The sequence below is a fragment of the Pseudomaricurvus hydrocarbonicus genome (assembly GCF_011602365.1).
In the GTDB taxonomy this organism is placed as follows: Bacteria; Pseudomonadota; Gammaproteobacteria; order Pseudomonadales; family Cellvibrionaceae; genus Pseudomaricurvus; species Pseudomaricurvus hydrocarbonicus.
Genome location: NZ_JAAONZ010000006.1, coordinates 16695 through 32865, shown reverse-complemented (window position 1 = coordinate 32865; position 16171 = coordinate 16695). Strand labels below are relative to the sequence as shown.

Sequence of the window (16171 nt, the reverse complement as noted above, 5' to 3'; positions counted from 1 at the left end):
GGTCGGCGGCTGCAGTGTAAGGCTGGACCGCCAACGTGTTTGACCTGTGACAAATGGCAGTAGTGGCGCCCGTGTTACCCTCTCATTAAAGTAACGCCCCCCCCTTTTTCATTCCGCAGTTGTGAATCGTTTTTCACGGATGGTCTCCGCGGTTGTTCAGAGTTCTTGAGTGCTTTTTATGCAAGCGGAAAATTTCTCGCTACTGGATGCTTCTTTGGTCGCTGTCTCCGTGATTGTTGCCCTCATTATGCTTCGACCTGCCATTCGCGATGCTGCCTTCTGGCGGGCTACCGTGACCCCCCTGGCCTCGATCATTGGCAGTGGCTTTTTGATTGTCGCCCCACTACTGGCCAATATTGCCGGCGTATGGTCGATAGTGTGCATTGTCGCTATTGTGCTGCTGTCATTTTGGGTGGGCTCCGTTATTCGTTTCAATATTCTCCACCATGGTCATGCAGGCTCTGTTAACGGTAACGATATCGGTAACGGCACAGCGGCAAAACTGGAACGCCTGTCGGATATCGCCTTAGCGTTCGCCTATGTGATTTCCGTGACGTTTTACGTGCGCCTGATGAGCGGTTTTATTCTCACAGGTGTTGATGCCTATACCCCGTTTAATGCCAATGTACTGGCATCAATTGTACTGTTGTTTATCGGTTGCTATGGCTGGTCTCGTGGACTGCGCGGGCTGGAGCGCCTGGAGGAGTACTCGGTCACCATCAAACTGGCGGTTATTGTGTCGCTGTTATTGGGGCTTATGCATTACGATGGCCGCCGCGGTTTTGATTTGACGGATTTTTCTCCAATCCATGTCGGCGTCTGGGAAGGCGCTCGCATGTTGGCGGGAATGCTGTTGATTGTGCAGGGGTTTGAAACCTCGAAATACCTCTCTGCTGCCTATGATGCTCCTCTGCGAGCCCGCTCCATGCAGCTTGCGCAAGTTCTGGCCGGTGTGATTTACATTGCTTTCGTCGCGCTGGCCCTGCCATTGATGGCTCCGTTTACACGGCAGGCAGCCACTGAGACGGCGATCATCGGACTGTCGGCGAACATCACTTTGGTACTGCCGATTATGCTGATTGTGGCGGCTACCATGAGCCAGTTCAGTGCCGCCATCGCGGATATTATTGGTGCTGGTGGGGTGGTGGAAGATGTTGGGCGCAACAAAATACCGGCTCGGCTCAGCTACCCGGTGTTAACGATGTTGGCCGTCGCGCTGATGTGGAGCAGCCATATTTTTGAGGTGGTCACCTTCGCCTCTCGGGCCTTTGCATTTTATTATCTGCTGCAGACCCTTTTGGCCACACGCCTGGCCTATATCATGATGGTTGGCAGACAGCGCCAGTGGTTGGTGTTTGCTTATGGCAGCTTGTCAGTTGTGCTGCTGTGGGTTGTCTTGTTTGCGATACCCGTCGTTGCTTAAATCAGCCTGCTGCTTATCGGGTCATTTCAGGCTCAGAAAAACCTGTTGCGCAACCTTAACAGCAACATGGGTATTATCAGGTCGGGCACTGCCAGACCAGATCCTGTCAGCCGGTAAAACACCCCCTCCCTTGAGTGAATATTCACTACACTTGTAGGTATTTCCCCGTGTACCCGTTAAAAGGCGCATCCTATGGAGGCTGCAAGTTGATGGCAGCGGATGCACTATCGTTGGCAGTGGTTTGTGAGGTGTCTTTTACCTACAACTTGCAGGAGTAGCGTCATGAAAATCAAGTCGGTTTTATGGTATTTACTTGGCTGTGTGTTGGTCTGTAGCCATGTCTCAGCCGGCCCCTTTGACAAAGGACGTTGGCTGGATCTCACCCACGATTTTTCTGAAGAAACCGTGTATTGGCCCACCTCGGAAACCTTTAAAAAAACCACGGTATTCGAGGGGCATAATGAGGCGGGTTACTATTATTCAGCCTATAACATCAGTACGGCCGAACACGGGGGGACTCACATAGACGCCCCGATTCATTTCTTCGAAGGACGTCATACGGTCGATCAAATTCCCATCGATCAGTTGATCGGTGTGGGGGTGGTGATCCGGGTAGACGATCAAGCCCGCAGCGACCGCAATTACCAGTTCTCGGTTGAAGACATTAAAGCCTGGGAACGTCAGCACGGCCGTTTGCCCGAGCATTGCATCCTGCTGATCGATACCGGTTCCTCTCAGTATTGGCCCGACAAAAAAGCCTATATGGGAACCGATCAGCGTGGAGACGAGGGCGTCAAGCAACTGAGGTTTCCGGGCATTCATCCCAAAGCGGCCCAATTTCTGGTAGGCGAGCGCAAGATCAAGGCGGTGGGGATCGATACGCCGAGCCTTGATTACGGTGGCTCCCGTCGCTATCAGACACACCAAATCCTGTTTGAGCACAACATTCCAGGCTTCGAAAACGTGGCCAACGTGAGCCAGCTGCCCGAAACAGGGTTTACGGTTATTGCCCTGCCCATGAAAATCCGGGGCGGCAGTGGTGGCCCGCTGCGAATTGTGGCTTTCGTGCCGAAAGACTAGGTGTGGATTCAGACAGTCGGTGGGCATCTGGATATCGCTTAATCGCTTAAAAACTTTGAAAGCAGCAGCGGCTGACAATTCAATTATACTCAATAAGTGCGGGGTTAAGGTTCTACCCTCAGCCAGAGTTATCCCGGTTATTGAAAAGGTCGCCAGATGAGCTTTCAAGGATCTATCAGTAATATCGCCAAACGACTTCAGGGGGAGTCCTCATCCGTATGGGAAGTGCATGATAAAGCTTGTGCGATGGCGGCCCGGGGCGAAGACGTTATTCTTCTGTCGGTTGGAGATCCGGATCTTGATACCCACCCGGACACGGTGGATTACGCTATTCAACAGCTCAAAAAGGGACGTACTCACTACGCACCGGGGATGGGGGAGTTAAGTCTGCGAGAGGTGATTGCCGACATAGAATCCAGAACCTCTAAACGCCAATGTGGCCCTGAAAATATTCTCATCTGCCCCGGTGCCACCAATGCCATCTACACGGTCATGTCTTGCCTGTTGAACGTCGGCGATGAGGTTGTGGTGGCCGATCCTATGTATGTGGGTTATTTCGGTATTTTTGACAGTGTCGGCTCCCATGTCATTCGGGTTCCGCTGCAGACCAATAATAACTTTGAACTGGACGTCGATTTGCTGACCGCAGCGGTCACCGACAAGACGCGGGTTATTTTCATCAATACTCCCGGTAACCCTGCGGGCAATATGATTAAGCCTGCTCAGTTGCGTCAATTGGCAGAATACTGCTATCAAAAAAATATCTGGCTCGTGAGTGATGAGGTTTATTCCATGATCACTTTCGAGGAGAAACACACCTCATTGTTGGCCGCGGCAGAACATCTGGATAACATCATTGTTATTGATGGGCTGTCCAAGTCTCACTCGATGACCGGCTGGCGGTTGGGCTGGATTGTCGCTTCGGTGGCGTTGCAAAAGGAGCTTTTGAATTTCGCCTCGGCCACCATCTTTGGCTGTTGTCAGTTTGTGCAGGATGCGGGGGCTTTTGCCCTTAAGAATGACGCGGCATATATGGCTGAAATTCGTCAGGCCTATAAAATACGTCGCGACTATGCAGCAGAAAGAATTGCTACTATTGACGGGCTCCATTGCCAGCCACCGAAAGCAGGCATGTTCATGATGGTCGATGTGTCAGCGGTGGCTGCTGACGGAGAGGCGTTTGCCAAGGGTTTGTTAAAGCAAGAAAAGGTTTCAGTGTTGCCCGGTTCGGGTTTCGGTGAATCGACCCGGGACTATGTCAGAGTCTCACTGACGCTGCCAACAGAGTCTCTGGGGCAAGCCTTTGACCGCATAGAGCGCTATGTTAAAAAATTAACGGGAGCCTAATGGACGAAGCCTAACGGACGAGAGAGTGGGATTCCGACAGTCTGCGTTTGCCGGTTGATTGAATGCGCGGCACGCGAGAGACGAGGAGACCCCAGCGTGCCACAAGGTGTTTTAAACCCGGTTATTGTTTCGGTTTGTAGCTAAACTTCTGCCCACTGATGGTGGCTTCGTACATCAACCCGCCTTTCGCCACCGTGAAGACAGCAACGCCTTTGCTATAGCCGCCTGCGGTGCTGGCGTCATTCTTGCCACCACTGATGCCGGTCGTGCTGCCCCCGGCAGTGGAGGTTGAGGCAGACGCGCCTGCAGTGATGGCGACGGCCGAGGCACCGGCACCAAATTCAAAATTGCCACTGGTAAACTCGTCAAATGCTCGCTTATCCTGAAAAAAGATAATCTGGCTGTACGCTTGAGCGCCTAACTGCCAGCCAATGGACAGTTGGGTCATTGAGGTATCTCCGACGTAAACACCCCCTTTATAAACGCGTCCACTGCCGTGTGCAGCCCCAACGCCGACACCGCCTTTACCGATGGTTGGCAGCAGGGCGTAACCGTAGCTTTTGTCGAAATAGGTCCCGCTGGCGCCAGCCTTCTGAAAAACTTCCTTGGCTTCCTGGTATTTGGCGTCATCGTCGTCTGCCCAAACATGGGTGAATGGCAGAGCCAGAATCAGTAGAGCGGTGAAATAGCTGAGAGATATGCGCATTATTTACTCCATGACTTAAGTGACAAAAAATGAACCACACATAAATCACAAGCAACATAGAATAGACTCAGTGTGGATCAGACTGTGGGTCTGATCAGGTGCGTGTGAGTTGCCATTGAGGACCTTTTTCCACAGCCAGTTAAAACTTAGTCAATTGTTTGATTTCTAGATAAGATTAAAAAGTAATAAAAACGAGTTCACGTTCTAATCTCAAGTAAAAGAGCGCCAGCCGCAACGCCGTCGGGTAGACGTCGTTGGTGGATTGTGAACAGTTGACATCGGTTTTTTTAAACTCGTGGGGGCGTCGAGGACTCGCACGGCTGGCAGTGGTCCTCAGAGGCTGGATCTGGAATTGAGTGTGAGTGTGAGTGTGAGAGTAAGATTGAGTGTGGCGAGGTTTTTCGGTCAGTAGGGGGGCTCATTATCGGGTGTAACGCCGTTTCCCCCATGGTGCTGAACGTTGGTCAGCCAGAGGGTATTAAAAAATTGTTGTCGCCACTGGCATATTCGAGATTGTCTTGGTCAGATCGTTCTTTGAGTTGAACTCCGGACAGTTGCCGCCGTCGCGCTTCGGTCAGTAAATACAGGGCTTTGCGACTGGCCTCCTGGGGGGTTAAACCCGCTGAGCGAATGTTGGAAATGCAGTTGCGGGTGGCGTCAGTGAGACCCCTTTGCGGCTGCCAGGTCAGATACAGTCCCATACTGTCGGGTGAGCTGAGTCCAGGTCGTTCACCAATCAAGACCAGCACGCAATGGGCGGCAAGACTCTCACCTACGTGGTCGCCGATGGCAACCCGCCCCTGCTCGACAATGCACAGTGGCGCCAGTTGCCAGGGCGACGCTGACTGCTGAAGAGCAGGCAGCAGTTGCTGTAAAAAGGGCAGGGCGTTTTTTTCGATGGCCAATGCCGACAAACCATCGGCCAGCACGATGGTCAGATCAATCGGTGCAGCGCCAGTGGCCAGATATTGGCTTAGCCGCTGTTGTGAGGTGGTATGTAAACGCCGCCCCAGGTCGGGCCGTTGCAGATAAGTGCCGCGATCCGGGGCGTCACTGTGAAGTCGCAAAGGTGTGGGTTGCGAGGGCCAGGGCAGTTGCGCGAGCTTCTGCGTCAAGCTCTCCACATCAAGGGGTTGGTGCACAGCATCCTGGGCTCTGGCGTGTGCCAGTTGGAACTCCTGCAAGCGTTGAGTCGGTAAACTGGTGCCGGCGCGCCCGAGCCCAATGCGGGCAGCGGTGAAACTGCGCAATGGCTGCCAGGCATTGTCGGTCACCGCGCCGTGCATCGGGTCAGAGGTCATATCTGTCGCCATTAGCGCTCTCCCAGCAGATGTTGTAAGGAGGGACGAAATACGTCGGGCACGTGAGGGTTGAGCCTGAAGCTCTCGGTATCAAGATTGATGCCCACTTTTCTCAGCCAGGCATCGAATTCAGGAGCCGCTTTCAAGCCGAGAACACGACGTACATAGAGAGCATCGTGAAAGGAGGTGGTCTGGTAGTTCAGCATGATGTCATCCGAACCCGGTACCCCCATAATGAAATTACAGCCGGCGACGCCGAGCAAGGTCAACAGGTTGTCCATGTCATTCTGGTCGGCCTCGGCGTGGTTGGTGTAGCACACGTCGCAGCCCATCGGCAGGCCCAGCAACTTGCCACAAAAATGATCTTCCAGTCCCGCTCGGGTGATTTCTTTGCCGTCGTACAAATACTCCGGGCCAATAAACCCTACCACCGTATTCACTAACAGGGGATTGAATTTTCGAGCCACGGCGTAAGCACGGGTCTCGCAGGTTTGTTGATCCAGGTGGTGATGGGCGTTGGCCGACAGTGAGCTGCCCTGGCCGGTTTCAAAGTACATGACATGGTTGCCCAGCGTCCCGCGGTTAAGCGAGAGAGCGGCGTCCTGCGCCTCGCTCAACATGGCCAGGTTAACGCCAAAGCTGTCATTGGTCGCCTGGGTGCCGCCAATTGATTGAAACACGAGATCCACCGGGGCGCCCAGCTCTATGGCTTCGAGGGTGTTGGTCACGTGGGTCAGTACACAGGACTGCGTTGGAATCTCATAGTGATCAATGATATCACCCACCATGTGAATCAGTCGGCAGGCCTGAGAGACGTTGTCGGTGGCCGGGTTAATCCCGATCACCGCATCGCCATTGGCATAGAGGAGTCCGTCCAAAATGCTGGCGGCGATACCCGTGATATCATCGGTCGGGTGGTTGGGCTGCAGACGAGTGGATAAATGGCCGGGTAGCCCCAACGTGTTGCGAAACGCGGACGTGACACGACATTTTTTGGCCACCAACATCAAATCCTGATTGCGCATGATCTTGCTCACCGCCGCCGCCATTTCCGGGGTAATACCGGTGCGAACCTCACGTAAGACCTGCGGTGTGGCCAAATCGCTGAGCAGCCAATCCCGGAAGCCTCCAACGGTCAAATGGGATATGGGGGCAAAGGCTTTGGTGTCGTGCTCATCGATGATTAAGCGCGTCACTTCATCGCTTTCATAGGGGATCAGCAGGTCGGTCAAAAACTGGCTCAGAGGGACATCGGCCAGGGTCATTTGCGCCACGACACGCTCTTCTGCGTTGGCCGCCGCCACGCCTGCCAGGCGATCACCGGAGCGGGCCGGTGTGGCACGGGCCATGAGCTCGGCCAGGTTGCGAAAGCCAAAGGTGACTTCCCCCACCCTGTTTTTGAATTGAAAACCCTGATTCACAAGAGCCATATGGGAAACGCTCGTATCCATTAATGCCTGAATGCCTGATGACAGCGACGTCGATAATCCGGTCGGGCCGTGTTTACCAGAGTCCGCAAAATTTGAGCCGTTGTCTTTCTAACCTTGTCATTACAGTCGTTGCCACTCGTACCCTGAGCGTTATTCTGGCGCAATGACCAGATTGCCCGCAGAAAATGAGCTGTCATTGCCGAGTATAGCGTTTCTGATGGCCTCGGCTGGGATGCTACACCGATACCCTCGCAGGGTGAAGAAGGCTCAGTCCGCCTCAGCCGTGCCGCCGTCGAGATACACGACGTGATTTAACACCAATGAAAACAGCTCGGTTTGGGAGGTGACACCGAACTTGGTGTAGATTTTTTTGCGATGGCTGCGCTCGGTTTCGGGTGAGATACGCAACGCTTTCGCGGCCAGCTTGGAAGCTTTGCCTTTCAGTATTTGCGCCAGCACCTCTTGTTCGCGATCGGTTAACAGGGTCGAGCCAAATTCATGCAGCCTTGCCATCAACACATTATGTGCGGGCAAGTTTGCCTGCGCGGGCGCTGTCTTTGAAGCCGTTTGAGTGGCATCCGGTTGCGTTGAATGGGATGCGATCATGTACTCATGCTGGCGCTGCAGGGCCGCGCGAAAGATGGGCTCAATCAAGTGTAAGTAATGAAGCTCTAACGGGCTGAAGGGCATGGGCAGTTGTTGCCGGCCAAAGCACAGCGCAACAGCGTGCTGCGGTGAGGTATGGACGACAAAATTGGCCTCGTCGCAAAGCCCGCAATCCTTGTAATAGGCTCGCGAAAAATCACTGTCCTCAAGCTCATCAAGGCCCATGTCATCAATGCGGAAAAAACCGTTGGGCAAGTCCTGCCAGTGTTGATACAGGGGGCTGAGCAGATAAGCCCCAGCCATATAAATCTCGTAGAATGAAGACTTTTCACGGGGGTGGAGCGCATCGTGAATCACGGTGGGTTTTTCACCTTGAGCCAGTCCCAGTACCACCAGGCTGTCAACCGGCACCAGACGGTTCACGGTGTCCGTCAGGTGGTTGTAAAAGGTGTCCGTGTGTACGTGTTGCAGCAGCGATTGGGCGGTTGCCATGAACGCATTCAACAGGAGCGGGTCGGGTGGCACCATGTCGTGTGGGTTCATAGTGTGAGGTCCATGGGGTGCGGGTACTTGTGCTGTGGGGTCGAAGCTCAAACTCACGCCTTCGGGGCGGGTTACAGGGCCATTCTCCCTCATTTGGGGGGGCGTGAACAACCCAATTTGGTCATTCGAAATGGCTGTCGGAGCGCTTACACTGCATTAACACCACGGTGTATATTTTCAAGCAGCTTTCCATACTGATTTTATTGAGAACCCACTGACATGCAGTACTCCAGATTTACCCAAAAAATTGCCGGTGACGGCGCCGAAGCCTGGGACATTCACACCCGCGCGGTGGCCATGGCGGATGCCGGAGCGGATGTGATTCTGTTGTCCATGGGCGATCCGGATTTTGATACGCCACCGGCCATTGTGGAAGCGGCCGTGACGTCCCTGAGAGAAGGCCATACCCACTACACCGGATTTACCGGTGAACCCGCGTTATTGAAGGTGATTGCGGCACAGCATGCCGAGGCCACCGGCTGCGACGTGACCGAAGAGAATGTGGTGGTGTTGTCGGGGGCGCAATGTGCACTTTTCTGTGCCATGCACTGCATTGTGGACGCCGGAGACGAGGTCATCGTGCCGGAACCGGCGTACGTCACCTACGAGGCCGTGGTGCGGGCGACGGGCGCCGAGATGGTGGGGGTACCGATGTTACCAGAGCAGCATTTTCGGGTGTCGGCCGACACCATTCGCAGCGCTGTGACCGACAAGACCCGGGCGATTTTGTTGAACACGCCCCATAACCCCACCGGGGCGGTGATCAGCCCGCAAGAACTGCAGGCCATTGCCGATATTGCCATCGAGCACGACCTCTGGGTGGTGTCCGATGAAGTCTATGCGTCATTGACCTACGATCAGCCACATCACAGTATCTCGGGCCTGGCGGGGATGCAGGAGCGCACCATTGTCATCAACAGCGTATCCAAGTCCCACGCCATGACAGGTTGGCGGGTGGGCTGGACCATCGGCCCAAAAGAGTTAAGCGGTCATCTGGCTAACATGAGTACCTGCATGCTCTACGGCTGTCCGACCTTTTCCCAGCATGCGGTGGTCACGGCGCTGACGGCGGAGCTGGACGAGCTGGACATCATGAAGCAGAAATACCGGGCGCGCCGGGATCTTGTCTATCGACAGTTAAGTCAGGTACCGGATTTGCACTGCCATCTACCGGAGGGTGGGATGTTCATCATGGTGGATATTCGTCACAGTGGTTGTACGGCGGAGGAGTTTGCCACACAACTGCTGGACGATTATGGGGTCTCGGTGCTGGCGGGCGATGCGTTTGGCGCCAGTGCGGCGGGCCACATCCGGTTGGGACTGATTGCCGAGCTGCCAGTGCTGGAAGACGCCTGCCAGCGCATTGAACGGTGTTTTTTGTCTTTGCGGAAGTAATCCATTGCTGAATTGAAAAAGCCGCCCCGGACCATGTCCGGGGCGGCTTTTTATTTTCGGTCACCTGAACCTGGAATCAGTTACTAGAAGCTAGTAACTAGTATCTAGCCTTCTGCCGCTTGCATCTTTTGCAGCCACATCTGGTGGAAACGCACATTGACCTGATCCCAGGCCTGTACCAGATGACCCTGGCTGGCCTCGGGTGCGGTGCGGGTGAATTGCAGTTTATCCAGCAGCTCGATGTCCTGCTGGTTGACCTCATTCAGGGCAGCGCTGAGCGCTTCACGCTGGGGCGCAAATTCATCGGCCATGGACTCGGGGTTGGCGGCATAAATGGTCAGAGTTTCACTGGCAGCCGTCGGCGCTTCGGGGCGCACAATGATCAACTGTACCCACACCGGATCAACGAACAGCAGGGTGTTGGGAAAAATACCGAACCACTGTTGTGTCCCCACATTTTCCTCGGTCAGGTGACGAAAGTGCGGCAGAGGTTTATCCGTTTTGGCGGGCTTGTCACTGGCCCCGGTGGGCAAGCGCAAGCCGGCGATGTTGTCGGATAGGAACAGGTCCTCCTGGTTCATGACGGAGTCCAGCGTTACCGCCTGGGAGTGAACAAACGGTACGTGGTAGCCATCCAGAAAGTTATCCACCGCCAGTTTCCAGTTGGCAGAAGACTGGTATTCCGTGGTGCTGATCATGCGCAAGCCGTCGCTATCATAACCTTCCAGCAATTGATCCAGAGGGCGAATAAACTCTTCGAAAGGTTCCGCGTCGCCGGACAGGTTGACAAAAATGGTGTCCCACCAAACCGCCGAGCGTACGGGCAGCAAGCCTTTATCGGCTTTGTCTTGTGCCGACATGGGCTGTTCACTGTCGCCATAGTATTTAGGGGCCGCGCGCAGGCTGCCATCCAGATTGTAGGCCCAGCGGTGATAAGGACAGACCAGCACTCGTTTGCGGCAGGCACTGTCAACCAGCGGTGCAGCCTTGTGCCGGCAAATGTTGTGGAAGACGCCGATGGTGTCATCGGCACCGCGCATGATCAGCAGGCTGGCGTTGCCAATTTTCACGGGCAACATGTCGCCCACTTCGGGCAGCTGCTGAGCACTGGCCAGGCTGACCCAGCCTTGGCGGAAGACGGCGTCGCACTCTTTGTCAAAAATCTCGGTTGCCTTGAACACTTCGGGCGGCAATCCGTGTTGTTGGGTTTGTTCTACGTCAATATTTTTAACATCAATTTTCATGGTTTACCTTCAATGCTTAATCAATACAACAAGCCGTAGATTTAAGTTGTCGTTACTTAAGTCCTACAGCAGGTAACAGGCTGCCGAGGCAGCCGAAAGCTATATCCTCTTTGCTAGAACAACCAATGTGCAATGACGACCAATATCGGCAGTGCAATCACTGTACGGATACAAAAAATGGCAATCAGGTTTATGACCGAGAGCGGAATTTTGGAACGCATAATCAGCAGGGCGGTTTCTGCGAAAAAGATCAATTGGGTCACCGACAAACCCGCCAGAACAAAGCGTGTCAACAGGGACTCGCGCTCGCCCGCAATGATCGCCGGTACAAACTGATCCAACAGACCGATCACCAATCCCGGCGCCGCGGCTGTAGCTTCGGGGACTTGCATCCAGTTCAAGATGTGCACCAGCGGGTAGGTCAGGGTTTGAAAAATCGGTGTGTGGTAATAGAGAACCAGCGCCAAAAACTCGATGGTCATGGCGGCCGGCATCATCATGATGAAAATATCCAGCATGGAGCCAAAGCCCTTCTTCAGCGCGACAGTCGGGCTGGCAGAGTGTCTGGCGACGTCATAGGATTTTTTACACGCCCAGGAAAAAGAGGAGTGACTGCCTTCTGCTTCTTCAAACAGTTGCTTGCCGACGGGCGGGTAATATTCATCGGGAATGCGATTCAACGGCGGCAGCTTGGGAATAATGATGGCGCAAATAATACAGATCAACGCCATGGAGCCATAGAGCTGGAAAAAGTACTCGGGCAGACCAGCAACCTGTGAGGTCAGCAACACAAACGGCAGCGACACCACCGAAAAGCTGGTGGCGAGGACGGCCGATTCCTTGGCCGTGTAATAACCGCGTTCGTATTGATAGCTGGTCATGAGTACCGCAATACTGGACGAGCCCACCCAGGAGGCCAGGGTATCGACCGTAGAACGACCGGGCAGATTGAACAGGCGTCTGAAGTATGGGCGCATCATCGTACCGACAAAATCCAGCAAGCCGTAGTCGGTCAAAAACGGCAGAAACAGACACCCGAGGCCAATGATCAGATAGATGGCGCCGGCCACATCAATGTAGGCCGTGACCCCGGTATCTTTGCCCACGATCCAGTCGGGTCCGACCCCGGCCAGCAGCATCAAGGACACCAGTCCCCCTACAGAGGACAGCGCTACCCAGGCCCAGTGGGAGGCAATCAGATACTTTGCGTAAGGCAGGCGTTTGGCAATGTGGGACGGCAGCAGGTAGTAACACAGTGAGATGGCGGCACTGACGATAAACATGGGCAGTGTGAACAGAGGCATATTCTCACCGATCGCGCTGTTGATGAAGTCAGCGGCGATGCCCATGAGAATGGTCCATTTACCATCGTAATGAATGGGCATTAAGAAAAACATGAGTCCCAGCAACGAACACAGAACCAGCTTGGTCAGTGCGGAGCGCTGGCTGTTCGGCGTGTCGGCATTCAACGTGGTTGCAGTCATAATGAGTCTTACTCCGTAACGGGGGTCAATGCACGGCCGGTAGTGAGCATGGCAATCACATTATCGGCGACCAATTGGGTCATGTCGGTGTAAGCCCGATCCTCAAAGTTGGCAAAGTGAGAGGTCAGGGCGATGTTGTCGGCGGTGATGTGATTGACCGCCGGGCCGTAAACATCCAACCCGGCGCCGTGCAGGCTGCCGGCATTGAGACGAGCCACGAGCGCATCTTCGTCGACCAATTCACTGCGCGCGGTGTTGATGAAGGTGGCGTGATTGGGCATGAGCGCAATCATCTCCGCGCTGACCAGTCCATGGGTCTGCTCGCTCAGTGGCATGTTGACCACAATAAAATCACTGCTTTGCATCAGCGTCGCAAGGTCAACCTGACGAGCTCCGATGGCGGTTTCCAGATCCGGTTTGGCAAGCAGGTCAAAATACTGGATGCGGTTATCAAAACCGCCGTGCATGATCTTTGCCACTCGTGAACCAATGCGCCCCATACCGACGATGCCGACGACCTTATCGCGCACCGAGGTGGCGGTTGGTCGCAGGAAGGACGGGTCAGGATCGCAGTCCATGGCGCGGCGCTCGACGTGCAGGGCCGGGATGCGTCGGGCAATCGACAGCAGCATGGCGACGGTCGCTTCGGCGGTGGCGGCAAAGGCTTCCTCGGTGGGGGTGTTGGTGACGGCGATGTCCCATTCCCGGGCGGCGCTGACATCAATGTTGGAAAAACCAATGCCCATATTGGCCACCACTTTGAGGCGGGGTGACGCCTTGCTGAGCAGTGCGCGGTCAATGTGGTCTTCGGTGTGGGTCAGCAGCGCATCCACCTGACCAATCTTCTGCTCTAGAACCTCTGGGGGGCAGACCGAAGGTTCGGCTCGAACCTCCAGCTCAATGCCTGCCGCCAGCAGCATCTCGGTCAGCATGGGGGTGTTGTAGGTCTCTCGGGTTAGAAATGCTTTCATGGTATGACTCAATGGCTGTTCTCTCATGCCCCTCCCGCCGGGCAGGAGGGGACTGGGCTGCGGCTCTCAAACTTCCGGCGCTAGCGGTTCTTCTCTTGGCTACCAGGGGTAGCCGGACACCAGGCCTGCTTCAGCAATGTTAATGAGGCAAGGGCCATCATGGTCTGCGGCGTCGCGCAGGCACTGTTCAAACTCTGCCAGACTGGTGGCGTTGGCACCGCGCATGCCACAGGCTTCAGCCAGCGCCGCATAGTCGGGCGTGTGAATATTCACGCCGATTTGGGGCACATCTTTGTCATCCATAAAGCGACGGATTTCTCCGTGCCCCTGATTGTTCCAGACCAGAAAAATCACCTTGAGGTTGGCTTCAACCGCGCTGCTGAGTTCGTTGAGACTGAACTGGCCACCGCCATCGCCGGTCAGGCAGAGCACCGGCAGCTCCGGTTGCCCCAGTTTGGCGCCCTGGGCCGCGGGAAAGGCATAGCCCAAAGTACCGAAGCCGGTGGCCGAGTGAAAGTAACGACCGGGCTTTTCACAGTTGTGATGTACCTGGGCGAAGTAGGCCGGCTGGGTAGAATCCCCCACGATAATGGCGTCGGGTAAGACATCGTGGATGGTTGAGAAGAAGGCCTGGTAATCCGGGTCCCTGAGCTCGATTTGTGCTTCTCGCAGTTGAGCAGCTCGCGCCTCGCCTTGTTGTAACTGGGCGGCGGCGGCGCGGTCAATCTGATTGGCCAGACTGGCGCAGGTTTGTGCGGCATCGCCCAGCAGCGGGATGTCGGCTTTGACATTGCGGCACAGCTGGCCGGCGTCGATGTCGATGCGAATGACCTGGCCCTGGATGTTAAGGTCGCCCAGAAAGAAAAAGTCGTAGTCGGTTTCCGCAAACTCGGTGCCCACCGCCAGAATGACATCCGCGTGTTGTTCCAGCTCATCACGCAAGTGCTTCAGGGAGGGGGACCCGCCGACTGCCAGAGGGTGCGATGCGGGCAGTACCCCCTTGGCATTGTTGGTGTTGATGACGGGCATACCCAGTGTTTCCGCCAGCGCTGTTACCGGCGCGGAGGCCTTGCCGGCACCGCCACCAAGCACCATCAGCGGACGCTTGGCTTGGTTGAGCCGTTGCGCGGCCTCGGCGATGGCCTGTGGCGCGGCGACGGAGGCTTGAGGCAGCGGCCAGGCGCTGGTGTCGATGGCGCTGGCATCCTGAATCATCACATCCAGGGGGATCTCAATGTGTACCGGTCCCGGACGCTGGCTGTTGAAAATGCTGAACGCGTGGGCCAGCACTTTGGGCAGGTTTTTGACGTCCATTAAGGTGTGGCTGTAGCGCGACACTTCAGAGGTTAACGCCAATTGGTTGGGCAGTTCATGCAGGCGGCCTTCGCCCATGGCGAGATCGGCGCGGCCGTTGACCGCCGAGATCACCAGCATGGGAATGGAGTCCTGCAGGGCCTGGCCCATAGCGGTCACGATGTTGGTCATGCCCGGACCGGTAATGATAAAACACACGCCCGGCTTACCCGTTGCCCGGGCATAGCCATCGGCCATAAAACCGGCGCCCTGTTCGTGGCGTGGGGTAATGTGTCGCAGTCCGCTTGCTTCGATGCCGCGGTACATCTCGACGCTGTGCACGCCGGGAATGCCAAAAATAGTGTCGACGCCGTAGCTTTTTAACAACTCGGGTATCAAGGTTCCACAGGTCTTCATCACTCAGGACTCCTGCAATGCGGTCATGGTGTTAGTACTGAGCGCTTGCTCCCACAGGCGCTCGGCGGTGCCTTTGAGTATCAGGGCATCTTGCCAGCGGTCACTGAGTTCATGGCCATCGGCACCGGTAATGGCGTAAGGCGGCGGTCCGAGTTCACACACAAACACACAGCGGGCATCAGGGGTTGAGGCGTTACGCGCTTGCCAGCTGCGGAAACCCTCCAGCCACCAGCTTTGAAATAATTCAAACCAGGGCTGGTGCTGCGGAAAGCTTAAGGCCACCTGCGCTTGCTCACGAGTACCGACGCGACCATGAAAGGCCTGAGTGCGTTGCAAAAAGCGTGACACGAGTTGTTGGGCGTCCTGGGAGAGCGGCAGATACCACTCCTGATTGACCAGTGCGTGTGACAAGTCGGCCACCATCAGCAGATCGGGGACTTCATCCATCAATTGCAGGGTGAACAAAAAGTCATTGGTCATGCAATTGCGATGCACTTCAACGTGGGTGGGTATACCAGCCGCCTGGCCAATCGCCATCCACTCACGGGTTTGCTGAGCAACGTCGTGAGTGTTCCAGGGCGATATCTGGCCAATGATGCCGATAAACTCCGGCGGGCAGTCAAGCTCACTGGCCCACTGAGTAACCGTGCGGTAGCTGTCGGAACTGTTCACAAATACATTGAACGCCGACTTGAGTCCACACTCCTTTAATAACGGTTGAGCTTGTTGGACAAAGGCCTGATTGTGATGAGGGACGTCGAAGCTGACCCCGGCAAAGCCGGCTTCAGCGATCTTTTGAATTTTCTGTTCCAGTGTCCATTGAAAACCGTCCGGGCGATCAAATTCCATGCCCCACATGGATTGGAAAATACTCAGCTGTTTCATAGTGTTCCTAATACGTCAGTGGTCTAAATCAGTGGTCTACACAAGT

Annotated in this window: 13 protein-coding genes; 4 read left to right on the top strand and 9 right to left on the bottom strand. The window is 55.2% G+C overall.

Translation table 11 applies throughout. The features are described 5' to 3' along the window. The first annotated feature begins 178 nt into the window (after nt 1-178). From G8770_RS09890 to G8770_RS09880, 3 genes are all read left to right on the top strand, one after another. Nucleotides 179-1423: an APC family permease gene (locus tag G8770_RS09890; protein WP_167185590.1), complete on the top strand. Its 1245-nt coding sequence runs from the start codon at nt 179-181 to the stop codon at nt 1421-1423. 282 nt (nt 1424-1705) lie between these two features. Further along, nucleotides 1706-2503: a cyclase family protein gene (locus tag G8770_RS09885; protein WP_167185588.1), complete on the top strand. Its 798-nt coding sequence runs from the start codon at nt 1706-1708 to the stop codon at nt 2501-2503. Nucleotides 2504-2659: 156 nt separating this feature from the next. Continuing rightward, complete coding sequence (locus tag G8770_RS09880) at nt 2660-3850, top strand: pyridoxal phosphate-dependent aminotransferase (RefSeq protein ID WP_167185585.1); 1191 nt, start codon at nt 2660-2662, stop codon at nt 3848-3850. 121 nt (nt 3851-3971) lie between these two features. On the opposite strand, the gene G8770_RS09875 is transcribed toward G8770_RS09880, so the two are convergent. The 4 genes from G8770_RS09875 to G8770_RS09860 all read right to left on the bottom strand — a co-directional run bounded on the left by G8770_RS09875 (nt 3972) and on the right by G8770_RS09860 (nt 8436). Beyond that, a complete protein-coding gene (locus G8770_RS09875; protein WP_167185582.1) occupies nt 3972-4556 on the bottom strand; it encodes a lipid-binding SYLF domain-containing protein in 585 nt (194 codons plus the stop codon). Between the two features lie 464 nt (nt 4557-5020). Then, entirely contained in the window at nt 5021-5869 is an 849-nt protein-coding gene (gene eutC, locus G8770_RS09870; protein WP_167185578.1) for an ethanolamine ammonia-lyase subunit EutC, read from the bottom strand. Next, the gene (locus tag G8770_RS09865; RefSeq protein ID WP_167185575.1) at nt 5869-7287 is read right to left on the bottom strand and encodes an ethanolamine ammonia-lyase subunit EutB; all 1419 of its coding nucleotides are present in this window, start codon (nt 7285-7287) and stop codon (nt 5869-5871) included. The genes eutC and G8770_RS09865 overlap by 1 nt, the downstream gene beginning before the upstream one ends. 267 nt (nt 7288-7554) lie before the next feature. Further along, entirely contained in the window at nt 7555-8436 is an 882-nt protein-coding gene (locus G8770_RS09860; RefSeq protein ID WP_167185572.1) for a response regulator transcription factor, read from the bottom strand. Nucleotides 8437-8655: 219 nt separating this feature from the next. Between G8770_RS09860 and G8770_RS09855 the strand changes: the two genes are divergently transcribed. Continuing rightward, complete coding sequence (locus G8770_RS09855) at nt 8656-9831, top strand: pyridoxal phosphate-dependent aminotransferase (RefSeq protein ID WP_167185569.1); 1176 nt, start codon at nt 8656-8658, stop codon at nt 9829-9831. 104 nt (nt 9832-9935) lie between these two features. Here the strand turns inward: G8770_RS09855 and G8770_RS09850 are convergent, their stop codons facing one another. The 5 genes from G8770_RS09850 to G8770_RS09830 all read right to left on the bottom strand — a co-directional run bounded on the left by G8770_RS09850 (nt 9936) and on the right by G8770_RS09830 (nt 16125). Then, the gene (locus G8770_RS09850) at nt 9936-11075 is read right to left on the bottom strand and encodes an aromatic ring-hydroxylating oxygenase subunit alpha (RefSeq protein WP_167185566.1); all 1140 of its coding nucleotides are present in this window, start codon (nt 11073-11075) and stop codon (nt 9936-9938) included. A 113-nt stretch (nt 11076-11188) separates the two neighbouring features. Beyond that, the gene (locus G8770_RS09845; RefSeq protein WP_167185564.1) at nt 11189-12559 is read right to left on the bottom strand and encodes a YjiH family protein; all 1371 of its coding nucleotides are present in this window, start codon (nt 12557-12559) and stop codon (nt 11189-11191) included. 8 nt (nt 12560-12567) lie between these two features. Beyond that, nucleotides 12568-13530, bottom strand: a complete 963-nt coding sequence (locus tag G8770_RS09840) for a 2-hydroxyacid dehydrogenase (RefSeq protein WP_167185561.1) — start codon at nt 13528-13530, stop codon at nt 12568-12570. 99 nt (nt 13531-13629) lie between these two features. Beyond that, nucleotides 13630-15240: a 5-guanidino-2-oxopentanoate decarboxylase gene (locus G8770_RS09835; protein ID WP_167185557.1), complete on the bottom strand. Its 1611-nt coding sequence runs from the start codon at nt 15238-15240 to the stop codon at nt 13630-13632. Between the two features lie 3 nt (nt 15241-15243). Continuing rightward, a complete protein-coding gene (locus G8770_RS09830; RefSeq protein ID WP_167185554.1) occupies nt 15244-16125 on the bottom strand; it encodes a sugar phosphate isomerase/epimerase family protein in 882 nt (293 codons plus the stop codon). Nucleotides 16126-16171 lie beyond the last annotated feature (46 nt).